At 65.2% G+C, this 15898-nt stretch carries 16 protein-coding genes and 1 tRNA gene; 11 read left to right on the top strand and 6 right to left on the bottom strand.

The genetic code is table 11. The features are described from left to right. Nucleotides 1–42: 42 nt before the first annotated feature. Both E1956_RS05265 and E1956_RS05260 read right to left on the bottom strand, forming a co-directional pair. Nucleotides 43–642: a MarC family protein gene (locus E1956_RS05265; protein ID WP_134747690.1), complete on the bottom strand. Its 600-nt coding sequence runs from the start codon at nucleotides 640–642 to the stop codon at nucleotides 43–45. A 50-nt stretch (nucleotides 643–692) separates the two neighbouring features. Next, the gene (locus E1956_RS05260) at nucleotides 693–2429 is read right to left on the bottom strand and encodes a proline--tRNA ligase (RefSeq protein ID WP_134747689.1); all 1737 of its coding nucleotides are present in this window, start codon (nucleotides 2427–2429) and stop codon (nucleotides 693–695) included. 263 nt (nucleotides 2430–2692) lie between these two features. Between E1956_RS05260 and E1956_RS05255 the strand changes: the two genes are divergently transcribed. Beyond that, nucleotides 2693–3361 carry an RNA pyrophosphohydrolase gene (locus E1956_RS05255; protein ID WP_134747688.1) on the top strand — a complete coding sequence of 223 codons (669 nt, stop codon included), beginning with the start codon at nucleotides 2693–2695 and terminating at the stop codon, nucleotides 3359–3361. A 149-nt stretch (nucleotides 3362–3510) separates the two neighbouring features. Further along, complete coding sequence (locus tag E1956_RS05250) at nucleotides 3511–4074, top strand: CNP1-like family protein (RefSeq protein ID WP_134747687.1); 564 nt, start codon at nucleotides 3511–3513, stop codon at nucleotides 4072–4074. A gap of 128 nt (nucleotides 4075–4202) precedes the next feature. On the opposite strand, the gene proB is transcribed toward E1956_RS05250, so the two are convergent. The 4 genes from proB to rplU all read right to left on the bottom strand — a co-directional run bounded on the left by proB (nucleotide 4203) and on the right by rplU (nucleotide 7326). Continuing rightward, entirely contained in the window at nucleotides 4203–5321 is a 1119-nt protein-coding gene (gene proB / locus E1956_RS05245; RefSeq protein ID WP_134747686.1) for a glutamate 5-kinase, read from the bottom strand. Between the two features lie 86 nt (nucleotides 5322–5407). Beyond that, on the bottom strand, nucleotides 5408–6523 hold the full coding sequence (gene cgtA / locus E1956_RS05240) for an Obg family GTPase CgtA (RefSeq protein WP_134747685.1): 1116 nt from the start codon (nucleotides 6521–6523) through the stop codon (nucleotides 5408–5410). A gap of 201 nt (nucleotides 6524–6724) precedes the next feature. Next, nucleotides 6725–6988, bottom strand: a complete 264-nt coding sequence (gene rpmA, locus E1956_RS05235) for a 50S ribosomal protein L27 (protein ID WP_028220126.1) — start codon at nucleotides 6986–6988, stop codon at nucleotides 6725–6727. Nucleotides 6989–7014: 26 nt separating this feature from the next. After that, the gene (gene rplU, locus E1956_RS05230) at nucleotides 7015–7326 is read right to left on the bottom strand and encodes a 50S ribosomal protein L21 (protein WP_007180329.1); all 312 of its coding nucleotides are present in this window, start codon (nucleotides 7324–7326) and stop codon (nucleotides 7015–7017) included. Between the two features lie 299 nt (nucleotides 7327–7625). Here rplU and E1956_RS05225 point away from each other — a divergent pair, with 299 nt between their 5' ends. From E1956_RS05225 to yacG, 9 genes are all read left to right on the top strand, one after another. Beyond that, nucleotides 7626–8618 carry a polyprenyl synthetase family protein gene (locus E1956_RS05225; RefSeq protein ID WP_134747684.1) on the top strand — a complete coding sequence of 331 codons (993 nt, stop codon included), beginning with the start codon at nucleotides 7626–7628 and terminating at the stop codon, nucleotides 8616–8618. Nucleotides 8619–8655: 37 nt separating this feature from the next. Continuing rightward, nucleotides 8656–8732, top strand: a tRNA-Pro gene (locus E1956_RS05220). Between the two features lie 185 nt (nucleotides 8733–8917). Beyond that, nucleotides 8918–10243, top strand: a complete 1326-nt coding sequence (locus tag E1956_RS05215; RefSeq protein WP_134747683.1) for an HlyC/CorC family transporter — start codon at nucleotides 8918–8920, stop codon at nucleotides 10241–10243. A 66-nt stretch (nucleotides 10244–10309) separates the two neighbouring features. Continuing rightward, the gene (locus E1956_RS05210; RefSeq protein ID WP_232071276.1) at nucleotides 10310–11689 is read left to right on the top strand and encodes a GspE/PulE family protein; all 1380 of its coding nucleotides are present in this window, start codon (nucleotides 10310–10312) and stop codon (nucleotides 11687–11689) included. Next, nucleotides 11686–12897, top strand: coding sequence for a type II secretion system F family protein (locus E1956_RS05205; protein WP_232071274.1), 1212 nt, complete (start codon nucleotides 11686–11688; stop codon nucleotides 12895–12897). The genes E1956_RS05210 and E1956_RS05205 overlap by 4 nt, the downstream gene beginning before the upstream one ends. Before the next feature lie 77 nt (nucleotides 12898–12974). After that, the gene (locus E1956_RS05200; RefSeq protein ID WP_197732816.1) at nucleotides 12975–13949 is read left to right on the top strand and encodes a prepilin peptidase; all 975 of its coding nucleotides are present in this window, start codon (nucleotides 12975–12977) and stop codon (nucleotides 13947–13949) included. A 3-nt stretch (nucleotides 13950–13952) separates the two neighbouring features. Then, nucleotides 13953–14555 (top strand): dephospho-CoA kinase, encoded by a 603-nt coding sequence (coaE, locus tag E1956_RS05195; protein WP_134747681.1) that lies wholly within the window; start codon nucleotides 13953–13955, stop codon nucleotides 14553–14555. Between the two features lie 200 nt (nucleotides 14556–14755). Beyond that, complete coding sequence (gene zapD / locus E1956_RS05190) at nucleotides 14756–15511, top strand: cell division protein ZapD (protein WP_028220119.1); 756 nt, start codon at nucleotides 14756–14758, stop codon at nucleotides 15509–15511. A gap of 142 nt (nucleotides 15512–15653) precedes the next feature. Continuing rightward, nucleotides 15654–15851 carry a DNA gyrase inhibitor YacG gene (gene yacG / locus E1956_RS05185; RefSeq protein WP_134747680.1) on the top strand — a complete coding sequence of 66 codons (198 nt, stop codon included), beginning with the start codon at nucleotides 15654–15656 and terminating at the stop codon, nucleotides 15849–15851. Nucleotides 15852–15898 lie beyond the last annotated feature (47 nt).

The raw sequence follows: 15898 nt of genomic DNA, 5'->3' as shown, positions 1-15898 counted from the left end.
CCCGCGGGCTGCTTTTTTTGTCTCCGGCGCGAAGCTACGGCGTCAGAGGTGATGCACGAACGTGCTGATCCCGGCGAGGATCATCTCCACCGAAATCGCCACGAGCACGAGGCCCATCAGCCGCTCGAAGGCCGTCACCACGCGCTCGCCGAGCCATTGCTGGATACGCTCCGCGAGCACCAGCACGATCGCGCAGATCGCCATCGTCACGACCAGCGCGCCAATCCACTCGAGCAGCTTGCCCGGCGCCTGCGAGGTGAGCAGCATGACCGTGGCGAGCGCCGATGGCCCCGCGAGCGCGGGAATCGCGAGCGGCACGATGAGCGGCTCGCCGCCCTTGTCGCTGCCGCCGAACGGCCCACCCGGATGCGGGAAGATCATGCGCAGCGCGATCAGGAACAGCACGATGCCGCCACCGATGCGCAGCGACGTGTCCGTGAGCCCCATCATCCTCAGGAAGGCGTTGCCGGCCACCATGAAGATGAGCAGGATCACGAACGCGATCGCCACTTCGCGCAGGATCACGACCACGCGGCGCTCCGGCGCCACATGATGCAGACACCCGATGAAAAGCGGGATGTTGCCGAGCGGATCGGTAATGAGCAGCAGCAGGACCGTCGCGGACAGGAAGCTATATTCCACGTTCGCGGCGCTCCTTTAGCTCAGGTTGGCCATCGGCATCTGCGTCGGCATCAGATGGCGAGTGCGGCCTGGATCTTCTGCACCACCGACTGCGCGGCCTCTTCGGCCGGCAGCAGCGTTGCTTCGGCATCGCGGCGGCCCTGGTACTCGATCTTGCCTTCCTTCAGGCCGCGCTCGCCGATCACAAGACGATGCGGCACGCCGATCAGCTCCCAGTCGGCGAACATCACGCCCGGACGCTCGCCGCGGTCGTCGAGGATCACGTCCACGCCGGCCTTCAGCAGTTCGTCGTAGACGCGCTCGGCGTGCTCGCGCACGAGTTCGCTGCGGTCCATGCCCATCGGGCAGACCACAACCTGGAACGGCGCGATCGATTCCGGCCAGATGATGCCCTTGTCGTCGAAGTTCTGCTCGATCGCCGCGCCGAGGATACGCGTGATGCCGATGCCGTAGCAGCCCATCTGCATGGGTGCGGGCTTGCCGTTCTCGGCGAGGCAGGTCGCGCCCATTGCATCGGAGTACTTGGTGCCGAGCTGGAACACGTGGCCCACTTCGATGCCGCGGCAGATGTCGAGCACGCCCTTGCCGTCCGGCGAAGGGTCGCCCTTCTTCACGTTGCGGATGTCGGCGACGACCGGCTCCGGCAGGTCGCGCCCCCAGTTCACGCCCGTGGTGTGGAAGTCCACGACGTTGGAGCCCACCACGAAGTCGCTCATGTTCGCGACCGTGCGGTCGGCGATCACCTTCACGGGCTTCTTCGTGTTCAGCGGCCCGAGGTAGCCCGGCGGCGTGCCGAACCATTTGACGATCTCGGCTTCGGTTGCCATGCGGAAGCCCGCGAGGCCTTCGAGCTTGCCCGCCTTGATCTCGTTCAGGTCGTGGTCGCCGCGCAGCATCAGCATCCAGATCGTGGGCTCGGCGCCTTCGTTCTCGGTTGCCAGCACGATCGACTTGATGGTGCGCTCGAGCGGAATGCCGAGCATCTCGGCAACCGCCTCGCACTTCGCCGCGCCCGGCGTCGGGGTCTTCGTGAGCGGCTCGGTGGCCGCGCCGCGCGTCGCGATGAGCGGCAGCGCTTCGGCCGCTTCGACGTTGGCCGCGAATTCCGACGTCGGGCAATAGGCGATGTCGTCTTCGCCGGTTTCCGCGATCACGTGGAATTCGTGCGAGCCGCTGCCGCCGATCGAGCCGTTGTCGGCCGCGACCGCGCGGAAATGCAGGCCCAGGCGCGTGAAGATGCGCACGTAGGCGTCGTACATCTTCTGATACGAGAGCTTCAGGCCGTCGACGTCCTTATCGAACGAATACGCGTCCTTCATGATGAACTCGCGGCCGCGCATCACGCCGAAACGGGGACGGATTTCGTCGCGGAACTTGGTCTGGACCTGATAGAAGTTCACCGGCAGTTGGCGATAGCTCTTGATCTGGCCGCGCGCGATGTCGGTAACGACCTCTTCGTGCGTCGGTCCCATGACGAAGTCGCTCTGCTTGCGGTCCTTGAAGCGCAGCAGTTCTGGCCCGTATTGCTCCCAGCGACCCGACTCCTGCCAGAGCTCGGCCGGCTGCACGGCCGGCATCAGGAGCTCGATCGCGCCGGCGCGGTTCATTTCCTCGCGCACGATCTGCTCGACCTTGCGGATCGAGCGCAGGCCGATCGGCAGATAGTTGTAGATACCGCCCGCGATGCGGCGAATCATGCCTGCGCGGACCATCAACTTGTGGCTGACGATTTCGGCGTCAGCCGGCGCTTCCTTCAGGGTGCCAATAAAGAAACGGGAGGCTTTCATTCAGAGTTTTCCAAAGGCGGCAGCCCGGTGATGGGCCGCCCGAAAGTGTCCAACGGTGGAGTTCACAGACCCGACATTATGACAACGCCCAAGGCGCCGCGGCGATGACATCGGACGGCCTTGCGGCCGGCGCGGTTTGCTCGCGCTTCGCAAATCGGTCCAATGCTCGGTCCAATGTTCCAGGGCGCGGATGGCCAGCGGGTGCGGAAGGGCCGTTATCTGTTTATAATCAAAGCAATTTTAAAGGATTCGAAGGTGGTTGTATGCTGGATCGTGAGGGGTTTCGCCCGAACGTCGGCATCATCCTCTTGAACGCGCGAAACGAGGTGTTTTGGGGCAAGCGGGTTCGCGAACATTCCTGGCAGTTTCCGCAAGGGGGCATCAAATATGGTGAGACCCCCATGCAGGCAATGTATCGGGAGTTGCACGAAGAAACCGGTTTGCATCCGGAGCACGTCAAGATCGTCGGTCGCACGCGCGACTGGTTGCGTTATGAGGTGCCGGACAAGTTCATCAAGCGCGAAGTGCGCGGCCATTATCGCGGTCAGAAACAGATCTGGTTTCTGCTGCGCATGGTCGGGCGCGACTGCGATATCTGCCTGCGGGCGACAGAGCATCCCGAGTTCGATGCGTGGCGCTGGAACGAATACTGGGTGCCGCTCGAAGCGGTCATCGAGTTCAAGCGCGACGTCTATCAGCTCGCCTTGACCGAGCTGTCGCGCTTCCTGCGGCGCCCGGCCATGCCGCGCCCCGCACGGGGTGGCGGCGTGCACGGTCATGAGGTGCGCTATCCGCGCATCGTCACGTCGGCGCACGCCGAGGCGGTGCAGCTCGAGCCATCGCTTGCCGATGCCGCGAGCCAGACCGTGCTCGAAAGCGACTGCGGTGCGGCGGGGAGTATGATCGAGCCTGCGCCGGGCGAGCAGCGGTAAGACAGACAAGGCTCGCGACGTCGCACTGAACGCCCGGACCGGCAGCGCCGGCGCCACGCACATCGTGCGCGGCGCCGTGCGCGGCGGTTCGCATCCGTGGCGCCGCGCGCTCCTCTCGCGCAGCGCCGGTGCATCGAAGGAATATCAATTTGAAACGATTGGCTCTTGCCGCGGTGTGCGCCGCGGCCGCAAGTAGCGTCCTGCTGGCCGGTTGCGGCAGCTCTCGCCCCACCAACAAGGACGACAGTGATTTCGTCTACCTGTTCGATCGCAAGGGCAACTGGCAGGAAAACAAGCTCGATGGGCTGCCGGCGCTGCCGCAGGCGGATTCGAAGCTGCTCGGCTTCGACGTCTCGAACAATACCCCGCTGAAGTTCTCGATCGATCCGGCCTCGCTCACCGTGGGCACTGACGGCGTCGTGCGCTACACGATCGTGATCACGAGCCCGAACGGCGCGCGCAACATCAACTACGAAGGGATCCGCTGCGATACCTACGAGTGGCGCCTCTACGCGAGCCTGAACGCCGATCACAACGGCTGGGACCAGACCGTGGCGAACGACTGGTCGCGCATCGAGAATGGCACGCTCAACGCCTATCACTCGGCGCTTTATCAGGACTACTTCTGCGCGAACAAGATGCCGGTCGCGAAGGCTGCGACGATCGTCGAGAACCTGCGCTACGGGCGCACGCAGTCGTCGCTCGTGCGCTGACACCCGGACGCTCGCGCGACCTCGGGCCGCGCGAGCCTGAGGGCCAAGAAAAAAAGCCGCAACGGTCGAGGACCGTTGCGGCTTTTTCATCCAGAGAACGCCTCTGCCAAGCGCAGATGCGAGCGCGCTCAGATCAGCACGAGATTGTCGCGGTGGATGAGCTCCGGCTCCAGCATGTAGCCGAGGATGCTCTCGATCTCACCGCTTGGACGCCGCTGGATGAGCTTCGTTTCGGCACTGCTGTAGTTGGTGAGCCCGCGTGCGACTTCCCGGCCCGCGCCGTTCAGGCACGCAATCACCTCGCCGCGCGCGAAGGCGCCCTGCACACCGACCACGCCGATGGGCAGCAGGCTCTTGCCGTCCGCCGTGAGCTTTTGCACGGCACCGTCGTCGATCACGACGTGGCCGCGCACCTGCAGGTGATCGGCCATCCATTGCTTGCGCGCGGCCATGCGCGCGGTGCGCGCGATGAGTTGCGTGCCGATCGCCTCACCGTTGGCAAGCCGCACCAGCACGTCGGCCTCGCGGCCGCTCGCGATCACGGTGTTCGCGCCGCTATGCGCCGCGCGTTTGGCCGCGAGAATCTTCGTTAGCATGCCGCCGCGGCCAATGCTCGAACCCGCGCCGCCAGCCATCGCCTCGAGCTCGGGCTTGCCCGCGTCGGCTTCCTGCACGAGCGTGGCGGTCGGATCCTTGCGCGGATCGGCGGTGTAGAGGCCCGTTTGATCGGTGAGGATAACGAGCGCGTCGCCTTCGATCAGGTTCGCCACCAGCGCGCCGAGCGTGTCGTTGTCGCCGAACTTGATTTCGTCGGTGACCACGGTGTCGTTCTCGTTGATGATCGGCACCACGCCGAGGCGCAGCAACGTGAGGAGCGTGGAGCGCGCGTTCAGATAGCGCTCGCGGTCCGCAAGGTCGGCGTGCGTGAGCAGGATCTGCGCGGTGCGAATGTCATGCTCCGCAAAGCGGCTTTCGTAGACCTGCGCGAGCCCCATCTGGCCGACCGCGGCGGCGGCCTGCAGCTCGTCGATCTCGCGCGGGCGCTTCGTCCAGCCAAGACGCTGCATGCCTTCGGCGATGGCGCCCGAACTCACGAGCACCACTTCCTTGCCCTGCGCGCGCAGTGCCGCGATCTGCGCGGCCCAGCGGCCAATGGCCGCGTGATCGAGCCCACGACCATCGTTCGTGACGAGGCTCGAACCGACTTTCACTACCAGACGCCGGGAATCGGCGATGACGGAACGCATGCTGCGCTGTCTCCCCACATGACTGATGACGCGTGATGTTTCCTTGACGCTGCCGGCGCGGCCCGCACACCGGCGCGTACGGCGATTTATTCCTGCGACTGCGCGGCGCCCTGATCGTTCTGGCCCTGGGCGCCCTCGCGAAAGCGCACGTCGGAAGCGAGATCCTCGGCTTCGGCAGCGCGGCGCGCGTCCGAATGCGCGGAGACGTAGTCGTACACCGCGTAGCAAAGATTCTCACAGCCCTGCCCGGTGAGCGCCGAGATTTCGAAAACCGGACCGTCCCATTCGAAACGCTTCACGAAGTCGGCGACACGTGCCGCGCGCTCTTCCGCGGACACCATGTCGAGCTTGTTCAGCACGAGCCAGCGCGGCTTTTCGTAGAGCGTCTCGTCATACTTGCGCAGCTCTTCGACGATGGCCTTCGCTTCCGCAACCGGGTCGATGCTTTCGTCGAACGGTGCGAGGTCGACAAGATGCAGCAGCAGGTTGGTGCGCTGCAGATGGCGCAGGAACTGATGGCCGAGACCCGCGCCTTCGGCGGCGCCTTCGATCAGGCCCGGAATATCGGCGATCACGAAGCTCTTGCTCGGGCCCACACGCACCACGCCCAGGTTCGGCGCGAGCGTGGTGAACGGGTAGTCGGCGATCTTCGGCTTGGCGTTGGACACCGAGGAGATGAACGTGGACTTGCCCGCATTCGGCATGCCGAGCAGGCCGACGTCGGCCAGCACCTTGAGCTCGAGCTTGAGCATGCGACGCTCGCCCGGCTTGCCGTCGGTCTTCTGGCGCGGCGCGCGGTTGGTGGACGACTTGAAATGCAGGTTGCCGAGGCCGCCCGCGCCGCCCTTCGCGACTATCACGCGCTGGTCGTGCTCGGTCAGGTCGGCGATCAGCTCGCCCGTGTCGAGATCCGTGATGACCGTGCCCACCGGCATGCGCAGCGTGATGTCGTCGCCGCCCTTGCCGTAGCAGTCCGCGCCGCGGCCGTTTTCGCCGTTGCGCGCGAGGTGCTTCTTCGTATAGCGGTAGTCGATGAGCGTGTTGATGTTGCGGTCAGCCAGCGCATACACGCTGCCGCCGCGCCCGCCGTCGCCACCGTCCGGCCCGCCGAACGGGACGAACTTCTCGCGTCGCATCGACGCGCTGCCATCGCCCCCATCGCCGGCGATGACTTCGATCTTCGCTTCGTCAATGAACTTCATGAGTAACTCCGTCCCGTGAATGTCGTTATTTTGCCCGCAGCCGCCGCTGTCAGCCAACCTGGCTGAACGGCCTGGGCCATTTGGCCTGGGCCATGTGGCCAGGGCCGAACTGCCGGCTGCTCCAGTCAGGCAAGCGCATAAGCAAAAAGCCCCGCAAACTTCGCGGGGCTTTCTTTGCGTCGATTGCGAACGGGCTAGTACTTAGGCCGCTGCCGGGACGACGTTGACCGTGTGCTTGTTCGCTGCGCCCTTGGTCGTGAACGAGACGTGGCCGTCGACCAGCGCGAAGAGCGTGTGGTCCTTGCCGATGCCGACGTTCAGGCCCGGGTGCATGCGCGTGCCGCGCTGGCGAACGATGATGCCGCCTGCGAGGATTGCCTGGCCGCCGAACACCTTGACGCCAAGTCGTTTCGACTCTGAGTCGCGGCCGTTACGTGACGACCCGCCTGCCTTTTTGTGTGCCATTTGTTTGCTCCTTTACCAGCGTGCGCTTACGCGTTGATCGCGTCGATGCGCAGTTCGGTGTAGTTCTGGCGGTGGCCGCCATGCTTCTGGTAGTGCTTCCGGCGACGCATCTTGAAGATGGTCACTTTGGCGTGTCGGCCTTGCGACACAACGGTGGCCTTGACGGAAGCCCCACTGACCAGCGGCGTACCGAACTTAATCGATTCGCCTTCGCCTACTGCGAGAACCTGGTCGAGCGTGATTTCTGCGTCAATGTCAGCCGGTATCTGTTCTACTTTAAGTTTTTCGCCAACGGCAACCTTGTACTGCTTGCCACCGGTTTTTATGACCGCGTACATTGAGAACCTCACTCTTCAATAATTCCGGGCGCACTGCGCGCCAAGAAACCTTAGATTATACATAGAGTTAGCTGCGCGGTCAAAAGGTATTGACAACGGCCGTTCAACGCCCGCCGGCCGCCCGGCGCGAAGCCCGCCTCGCGGGGCGCGGGCACACGCCCCATCGCACCTCGCACGGCGCAGCGCAATGCGCACCGAATAGAGGGAAGCATCGACGAAACCCTGGCCAAACGGCAGGGCAGCGTCCGGCGCGCCGCCGATTCGCCTTATAATCCGCGGCACTACCTATATTTGCCATCATGTCGTCCACCGCCACCCATTCCCCCAGCGCAGCCACCCTGCTCGCGCCCATCGCCAGTGACATGGAGCAGGTCAACCGTGTCATCCGGCAGAGTCTGGCGTCCGAGGTGATGCTGATCAACCAGATCTCCGAGTACATCATCGGTGCTGGCGGCAAGCGACTGCGTCCGGCCCTGCTGTTGCTCGTGGCCGGCGCGCTCGGCGACCGTGGCCCGCAGCGCCATGTGCTCGCGGCCGTCGTCGAGTTCATCCATACGGCCACGCTGCTGCACGACGACGTCGTCGACGAATCCGACCTGCGGCGCGGCCGCCAGACGGCCAACGCCCTGTTCGGCAATGCCGCGAGCGTGCTGGTGGGCGACTACCTGTATTCGCGCTCGTTCGAGATGATGGTGGGCGTGGGCAAGATGCGCGTGATGGAGATTCTCTCGGCGGCCACGACGATCATCTCCGAAGGCGAAGTGCTCCAGCTGCTGAACATGCACGACGCCGACGTCGACACCGGCCGCTACATGCAGGTGATCCGCTACAAGACGGCCAAGCTGTTCGAGGCGGCAGCGCAACTGGGCGCGGTGCTTTCGGGGGCGGATGCGCGCACGGAAGAAGCGGCGGCGGAATATGGCCGGCGCATCGGCACGGCATTCCAGATCATGGACGACTGGCTCGACTACGCCGGCACTGCGGAATCGATGGGCAAGAACGCCGGCGACGACCTGCGCGAAGGCAAGCCCACCCTGCCGCTCATCTGGCTGATCGAGCACGGCACGGCTGCCGAGGCAGCGCTCGCGCGCGAGGCAATCGAGCAAGGCGGCACGGCGCGCTTCGACGAAATCTTCGCGGCCATCACGCGTTCGGGTGCGCTCGATCACACGCTGCAATGCGCGAAGGCCGAGGCTCAAGCAGCTGCCGCAGCAATTTCGTCATTTCCCTCTTCCCAATACAAAGAGAGCCTGCTAGAATTATGTTCTTACTCGACGACGCGCCAGTCTTGAAGAAGACGAAGCGGGTTTGAGAGTCCAGCAGTAAATTCGGGGTGTAGCTTAGCCTGGTAGAGCGCTACGTTCGGGACGTAGAGGCCGGAGGTTCGAATCCTCTCACCCCGACCAGAATCTCGGAAAAAGCCGCGCATGATTGCGCGGCTTTTTTTTCGCCTGCGCTCGTCGTCCGGAAGCCGTTTCGCCCAAGCCTCCGTATGCCTTGTCCGTACGGCCAGCGCGCGCGCCGGATGCGCCGGTGCCGCCGCACCCCTCTGTTATAGTTTCCTCATCCGCTCCCCTCTCTTTCTCGACGCGTGGACCACCTCCCTTTATGGGCGCAGATTTGCGCCATCTTCGTCCTGCTCATCTGCTCCAGCTTCTTCTCCATCTCCGAAACGGCGATGATGGCGCTCAATCGCCATCGGCTGAAATATCTCGCGAACCACGGCACGCTGGGCGCGAAGACCACGCAGAAGCTCCTCGCGCGCACCGACCTGCTGCTCTCGGTCATCCTGATCGGCAATAACCTCTTCAACACCATCATCCCGGTCCTGACCACCTCGATCGCGCTGCACACGTTCGGTCACGACAACCTGGTGCTCTCGATCGCGACCGGCATCGTCGCGTTTCTCATCATCGTGTTTGCGGAGATCACGCCGAAGATTGTCGGCGCCACCTTTCCCGAGAAGATCGCGCTGCCGGCGAGCCTGCTGATCGCGCCGCTCATGCGCGTGACCAAGCCCCTCATCTGGTTCGTGAACATCTTCGCGAACGGCATCCTGCGCGTGCTGCACATCAACACGAGCAAGGCGCACGAGCAGCGGCTCTCGACCGAGGAGTTGCGCACCATCGTGCTCGAATCGGGCAGCTTCATGCCCACCAAGCACCGCAGCATCCTGCTGAACCTGTTCGATCTCGAGAACATCACCGTCGACGATGTGATGATTCCGCGCCGGCGCATCGAGGCGCTCGACTACGACGCGCCGCTCGACGACATCCTGCATCAGCTCGAAACTTGCTATCACAACAAGCTCGTGGTCTATCAAGGCGACATCGACCGCGTGCTTGGCGTGCTGCACGTACGCAAGACGCTGGCTGCGCTGCACAACCAGGAATTCGAGCGCGAGACGCTGCGCGAGCTGCTCGCCGAGCCGTACTTCGTGCCTACCGGTACGCCCGCGTTCCAGCAGCTTCAGTACTTCCAGGAAAGCCGGCATCGCATCGCGCTCGTCGTGAACGAATACGGCGAAATGGAAGGACTCGTCACGCCCGAGGACATCATCGAAGAGCTGATCGGTGAATTCACGAGCACGATGCCGCGTAGCGGCACCGGGCGCGGCGGCTGGAACGATCAGGGCGAATGCATCGTGCCGGGCAGCATGCCTTTGCGCGAGCTCAATCGCTGGCTGCATATCAAGCTGCCCACAGACGGCCCGAAGACGCTCAATGGCCTGATCCTGGAAGTGCTCGAGGAGATTCCCGAAGGCGACGTGTGCCTGCAGATCGGCGACGTGAAACTCGAAGTGCTGCGCAGCGACGATCAGGCGGTGCGCACGGTCAAGCTGTTCAAACCGGGCACCAAGCCGAACAAAGCCACAGGGGCGCTGAAGAAGGCGAAGAAGCTGCTGCCGGGGCGCTAGGGCCTGTTCACGCTAATAACGGGCGTTAGCCGTTCGGCTGAATGGCGCGCACGCTCGCGCCAGCCGATGATGAAGCCGTCTCTCGCTCACGCGGCTTCGGGCCGGCAATCGATGTTTTCCATTCCTGATTGTTCCAGTACGCATGCCACGCATGGTGCGCGTGCCTGTGCAGCGCTTGTCACCGACGGCGCGACTACCGGTGGCGCCGTGCGCAGTGGCCTTGCTGCGCCTGCCTCGGCACCTGCCTCCATTGTCCCCGACGACGCACCGGCCGTGCGCCTGCTCGCCGAGACGCTGCGCGAAGCCGCACGGCGCAACGCCTCCGATCTGCATGTCGAGCCGCTCGAACACGGCTGGCGCATCCGCCTGCGCATCGACGGCGTGCTGCACGAGAGCGCGCGGCCGCCAGCGCACCTGCGCGATGCGTTCGTCACGCGCATCAAGGTGCTCGCGCGCATGGACATTGCGGAGCGCCGCATTCCCCAGGACGGGCGCCTGCGGCTCTCGCCGCGCGGCGAAACGCAGGCGCACGAGGACTACCGTGTGAATTCGCTGCCTACGCTGCACGGTGAAAAGCTCGTGCTGCGCCGGCTCGAAGCCTTGCCTGCCGACCTCTCGCTCGCCGCGCTGGGCCTCGATCAAACGCAGCAGCAAACGCTCGGCGCGGCGATTGGCGCACCGCACGGGCTCGTGCTGGTCACGGGTCCGACCGGCAGTGGCAAGACCCTGTCGCTCTATTGCTTTCTGCAGATGCTCAACAACGCGTCGCGCAATCTGTGCTCTGTCGAGGATCCCGCGGAAATTCAGCTCGCCGGCATCAATCAGGTCAACGTGCGCGAGAAGGCCGGGCTCACCTTCGCGCTGGCGTTGCGCGCGCTGCTGCGCCAGGATCCGGACGTCATCATGATCGGCGAGATCCGCGACGAAGAAACCGCCAGCGTCGCGGTCAAGGCCGCACAGACCGGCCACCTCGTGCTCTCCACCCTGCATACGAACGACGCACCCGCTGCGGTCGCGCGGCTCATCGACATCGGCGTCGAACCGTATAACCTCGCGGCGGCGTTGCGGCTCGTCACGGCACAGCGGCTCGTGCGACGCTTGTGCGCGAAGTGCCGCGTGCGATCCGAGGAATCGGCGGCGGCGCTCAGCGCGGCCGGTCTCGACAACGACCAGGGCGAAGCACCGCAACCATCGCAGCCATTTGCTGCGCGCGGCTGCGAGGCGTGTCACGGCATCGGCTACCGGGGACGGGTTGGCATTCATGAAGTGATGCCGGTCAGCACCGCCATGCGCGAGCTGATCGTCGCGCAACGCAGCGCACACGAGATTGCACGCCAGGCCCGCGCGGAAGGCGTGGCCACGCTGCGCGACGCGGCGCTTGCCCGCGTGCGCGACGGCACGACGAGCCTCGCCGAAGCGCTCTGCGCAACGGACGCGCCATCGTGAAGCACGCTCAGCCCGCGTCCGACTGGCGCTTCGCGTGGCGTGGCCTCGACGCGGCAGGCGCGACGCGAAGCGGCACGCTGATCGCATTCGATGCCGCGGCAGCGCGTAGCGTGCTCAAGCGCGAGCGCATCACCGCCACTGCGCTGGAGCGGCGCGGCCCGGCTCCGCAGCCGCGCGCGAGCCAGGCCGACATCACGCGCTTCACGCGCCAGCTCGCCAGTCTGCTGCGCGCCGGCTTGCCGCTCGCGAGCGCGCTCGAACTGCTCGCGCAGGCACCGGGGCCGCGTGGCCTGCCCCGCATCGCCGCCACGCTCGCGCGCGAGATTACGGCGGGCATGCGCTTTTCCGATTCGCTCGCGCAGCATCCTTCACGGTTCGGCCCGCTCTACTGTCAGCTCGTCGCTGTCGGCGAGGCCTCGGGCGCGCTCGCCGCCGTGCTCGCGCGCATCGCCGACGACCGTGAGCGCGCCGCCGCGCAACGCGCCAAGGTACGCGCGGCACTCACCTACCCGGTCGCGGTGCTGCTGCTCGCACTCGCCATTACGTCTGCGCTGCTGGTCTGGGTCGTGCCCACCTTCAAGCAGATCTTCGAAGGTTTCGGCGCGGCGCTGCCCGCCCCCACGCAGTTCGTGCTGATGCTCTCGGCGGCCGCCGCGCGCTGGAGCGTCCCTGCCGCCGGCTGCGCCGCCAGCGCGACGTTCGCCCTGCACGCGCTGTTGCGGCGCTCCGAAGCGGCTCGCCTCAGGTTCGGGCGCATCGTGCTCGCGCTGCCGCTCGTGGGCGCGCTGCTCACTACACTGTGCGCCGCACGCTGGAGCCGCGCACTCGGCACACTGCTCGCCGCCGGCACGCCGCTCGCCGATGCCTTCGACTCGCTTACGCACGCCAGCGGCAACGCCTTCTTCGACGCCGCGAGCGCGAATATCAGCGCGCGGCTGCGGCACGGCGAGCGGCTCGCCTCGGCCATGCGCTCAGCCGGCTGCTTTCCCGCGGACGTGATCCAGCCCGTTGCGGTCGCCGAGGAATCGGGCGCGCTCGACGCCATGCTGCTCGACGTGGCCGCGCTCGCAGACCGTCAGGTGGACGAAAAGATCGCGCTCGTCGCGAGCCTGTGCGAGCCGCTCGTGATCGTGGTGCTCGGCGCGCTGGTCGGCGGCCTCGTCGTCGCCATGTATCTTCCCATCATTCAACTCGGCAACGTGGTGTAGCATCGCTGCCAGATTACGGTTCTCCACTCATGTCCGTCCTCCTTTCGTCCGCCGCCGCTGCTGCACCCGCGTCTTCCATGATGGATTCGACTGCCCGTGCCGCGTCGCTTGCGCCGGCAACGTCCATCGATACGGCCGCCTCCTTTGCCGCCGCCCTCGGCGCGCTGCCGCCCGGAATGCTGATGGGCTTCGCGATCGTGATCGGTCTTGTCGTCGGCAGCTTCCTCAATGTGGTCGTGCATCGACTGCCGATCATGCTAGAGCGTGCATGGCGCGCCGATGCCGCCGAGGCGTTCGGTCACGCGCCCACGAGCGGCGAGCTCTTCGGAAACGACAGCGCACATGACAGCGCAAACGACGGCCTGCCCGCCCGCTACAACCTGTGGCTGCCGCGCAGCGCCTGCCCGCATTGCGGTCACGTGTTGCGCGTGTGGGAAAACATTCCCGTTGCGAGCTGGCTCGCGCTGCGTGGCCGCTGCTCGCAGTGCGGCTCGCGCGTGAGCGTGCGCTATCCGCTGATCGAACTCGCTGGCGCGGTGTGCGCGGCCGGTGCATTGCTCGCGTTTGGCCCTACCGGCAAGGCACTTGCCGCATTCGCGCTATGCGCGACGCTCATCGCGACGAGCGCCATCGACCTTGAACACCAACTGCTGCCTGACGCGATCACGCTGCCGCTCATCTGGGCCGGCCTGCTCGTGAATCTCGCAGAAACGTTCGCCGATCTGCACACCGCCGTGATTGGCGCCGTGGCGGGCTATCTCGCACTCTGGTGCGTCTACTGGCTGTTCAAGTTGCTGCGCGGCGTCGAAGGCATGGGACACGGCGACTTCAAGCTGCTCGCCGCGCTCGGCGCCTGGCTCGGCTGGACTGCGCTGCCGCAGATCGTCGTGATCGCCGCGGTCACCGGTGCCGTGGTCGGCCTCGCCGCCACCTTGAGCGGACGCATGCGCTTCGAAGAGCCGCTGCCCTTCGGGCCGTATCTCGCTGTGGGCGCACTCGTCACGCTGTTTTCTGGCACACCGCTTTATGCAGTTTTTGCGTGGGGGAATTGACCGATGATTGCGGTCGGATTGACTGGAGGTATCGGCAGCGGCAAATCCACTGTCGCGGATCTGTTCGCGGCGCGTGGCGTGCCGCTCGTCGACACGGATGTGATCGCTCACCGCATCACCGCGCCGCACGGTATTGCCATGGCCGCCATCGCCGCGCAATTCGGCCCTGAATTCGTCGCCGCCGACGGCTCGATGGACCGCGCACGCATGCGCGCGCTCGTGTTCGGCGATGAGGCGGCGCGCAAGCGCCTCGAAGCCATCACGCACCCGCTGATTCGCGCCGAAACGGAGCGCGAAACGCGCGAGGCCAACGGCCCTTATGTGATCGTCGTGGTGCCGCTGCTCGTCGAATCCGGCAGCTGGAAAACGCGTGTCGATCGCGTGCTCGCCGTGGATTGCAGCGTGGAAACGCAGATCGCACGCGTGATGCGCCGCAACGGCTTCACGCGCGAGCAGGTGCTCGCGATCATCGCGCGCCAGGCCACGCGCGAAGCGCGCCTTGCCGCCGCTGACGACGTGATCGTCAACGACGGCGCCACGCTCGAAACACTCGCTCAGGATGTCCAGACGCTGCACGAGCGCTACCTCGCACTGTCACGCGCGTAACGAAGGGTAAAAGCGCTGGTCAAAGCGCATGCGCGGCGGGGTTCTCCGTTTCACGGCACTTCGCGGCACAAGGCTGCGGCATTCGTCAGGAAAATGCCCTGAATTAGGCGCGGGCACGGGCTGCGCGCGATTGCGACCGCAGACTCGCGGCATTAGAATGTCCTGCAATCCTTTACCGACCACGTCCGAGGCGAGCGCGCTTGATTCTTTACGAGTATCCCTTCAACGAGCGAATCCGGACGCTGCTGCGCCTCGAAGATCTTTTCGAGCGCTTCACGTTTTTCCTGACCCAGGAGGACCCGAGGGAACATCACGTTGCGCTCACGACGCTCTTCGAAATCGCGGAAGTCGCTGGCCGCGCCGACCTCAAGTCGGACCTCATGAAGGAACTCGAAAGGCAACGTCAGACGCTCGCACCGTTCCGCGGCAATCCCGGCATCGAACAGAACGCACTCGAAGCCGTCCTTGGCGAGATCGAGCAGACGCTCGCGGGTCTCACGCAGATGCAGGGCAAGACCGGCCAGCATCTTGCGGACAACGAATGGCTCACCAGCATCCGTAGCCGCGCAATCATTCCGGGCGGCACCTGCAAGTTCGATTTACCTTCGTACTACGCATGGCAGCAATTGCATCCCGATCAGCGCCGCCAGGATATCGCCAAGTGGGTCACGCCGCTCCTGCCGCTGCGCGACGCCGCGAGCATCGTGCTGCGTCTTGCGCGCGAGTCCGGTCAGGCATCGAAGGTGATGGCCATGCAGGGCAGCTATCAGCAAATGCTTTCGGGCCGCACGTATCAGCTGATGCAGGTGCGCGTGGCACCGGAATTGCGCGTCATTCCCGAAGCAAGCGCCAACAAGTACATGCTCTGGGTGCGCTTCACCGTGCAGGACGGCGATCTGCGTCCGCGTGCCGTCGATCAGGACGTACCGTTTCAGCTCACGCTGTGCAGCCTGTGAGGGTCAGCCCGTGAGGTACAACCCGTGAAGGCACGCGAATTGCGCGCCGGCTGAAGCGCTGCGTTGTTTGCTATTTTTTGCGAATCTCGGCGCCGCCATGCGAGGCGGCACCAAGTCACAGACCCACAGACCGTTCGACCGAATGACCACCGTTGTCAAATGCCCCACCTGCGGCAAGGATGTCCGCTGGGTGCCGGAAAACCGCTTCCGCCCGTTCTGCTCCGAACGCTGCAAACAGATCGATCTCGGCGCCTGGGCCGCCGAAAAGTATCGGATCGGCGGCAACGAAGACGATACGCCGCCCGACGACGAAGCGCCGCCCACGGACACGCGCCAGTAAGCGCGTCCGCCGCCGTCACTCGCCGTCTCACGCTTGCGCGCGAGACG

Source organism: Paraburkholderia pallida (assembly GCF_004524855.1).
GTDB classification, from domain to species: Bacteria; Pseudomonadota; Gammaproteobacteria; order Burkholderiales; family Burkholderiaceae; genus Paraburkholderia; species Paraburkholderia oxyphila.
This window is presented reverse-complemented; position numbering and strand designations above follow the sequence as displayed.

Bases quoted from the DNA above. Each gene is read 5' to 3' on its own strand.
- E1956_RS05260 (WP_134747689.1), bottom strand. From the start codon at position 2,429: ATGAAAGCCTCCCGTTTCTTTATTGGCACCCTGAAGGAAGCGCCGGCT.
- E1956_RS05255 (WP_134747688.1), top strand. From the start codon at position 2,693: ATGCTGGATCGTGAGGGGTTTCGCCCGAACGTCGGCATCATCCTCTTG.
- proB (WP_134747686.1), bottom strand. From the start codon at position 5,321: ATGCGTTCCGTCATCGCCGATTCCCGGCGTCTGGTAGTGAAAGTCGGT.
- cgtA (WP_134747685.1), bottom strand. From the start codon at position 6,523: ATGAAGTTCATTGACGAAGCGAAGATCGAAGTCATCGCCGGCGATGGG.
- rpmA (WP_028220126.1), bottom strand. From the start codon at position 6,988: ATGGCACACAAAAAGGCAGGCGGGTCGTCACGTAACGGCCGCGACTCA.
- rplU (WP_007180329.1), bottom strand. From the start codon at position 7,326: ATGTACGCGGTCATAAAAACCGGTGGCAAGCAGTACAAGGTTGCCGTT.
- E1956_RS05225 (WP_134747684.1), top strand. From the start codon at position 7,626: ATGTCGTCCACCGCCACCCATTCCCCCAGCGCAGCCACCCTGCTCGCG.
- E1956_RS05210 (WP_232071276.1), top strand. From the start codon at position 10,310: ATGATGAAGCCGTCTCTCGCTCACGCGGCTTCGGGCCGGCAATCGATG.
- E1956_RS05200 (WP_197732816.1), top strand. From the start codon at position 12,975: ATGATGGATTCGACTGCCCGTGCCGCGTCGCTTGCGCCGGCAACGTCC.
- coaE (WP_134747681.1), top strand. From the start codon at position 13,953: ATGATTGCGGTCGGATTGACTGGAGGTATCGGCAGCGGCAAATCCACT.
- yacG (WP_134747680.1), top strand. From the start codon at position 15,654: ATGACCACCGTTGTCAAATGCCCCACCTGCGGCAAGGATGTCCGCTGG.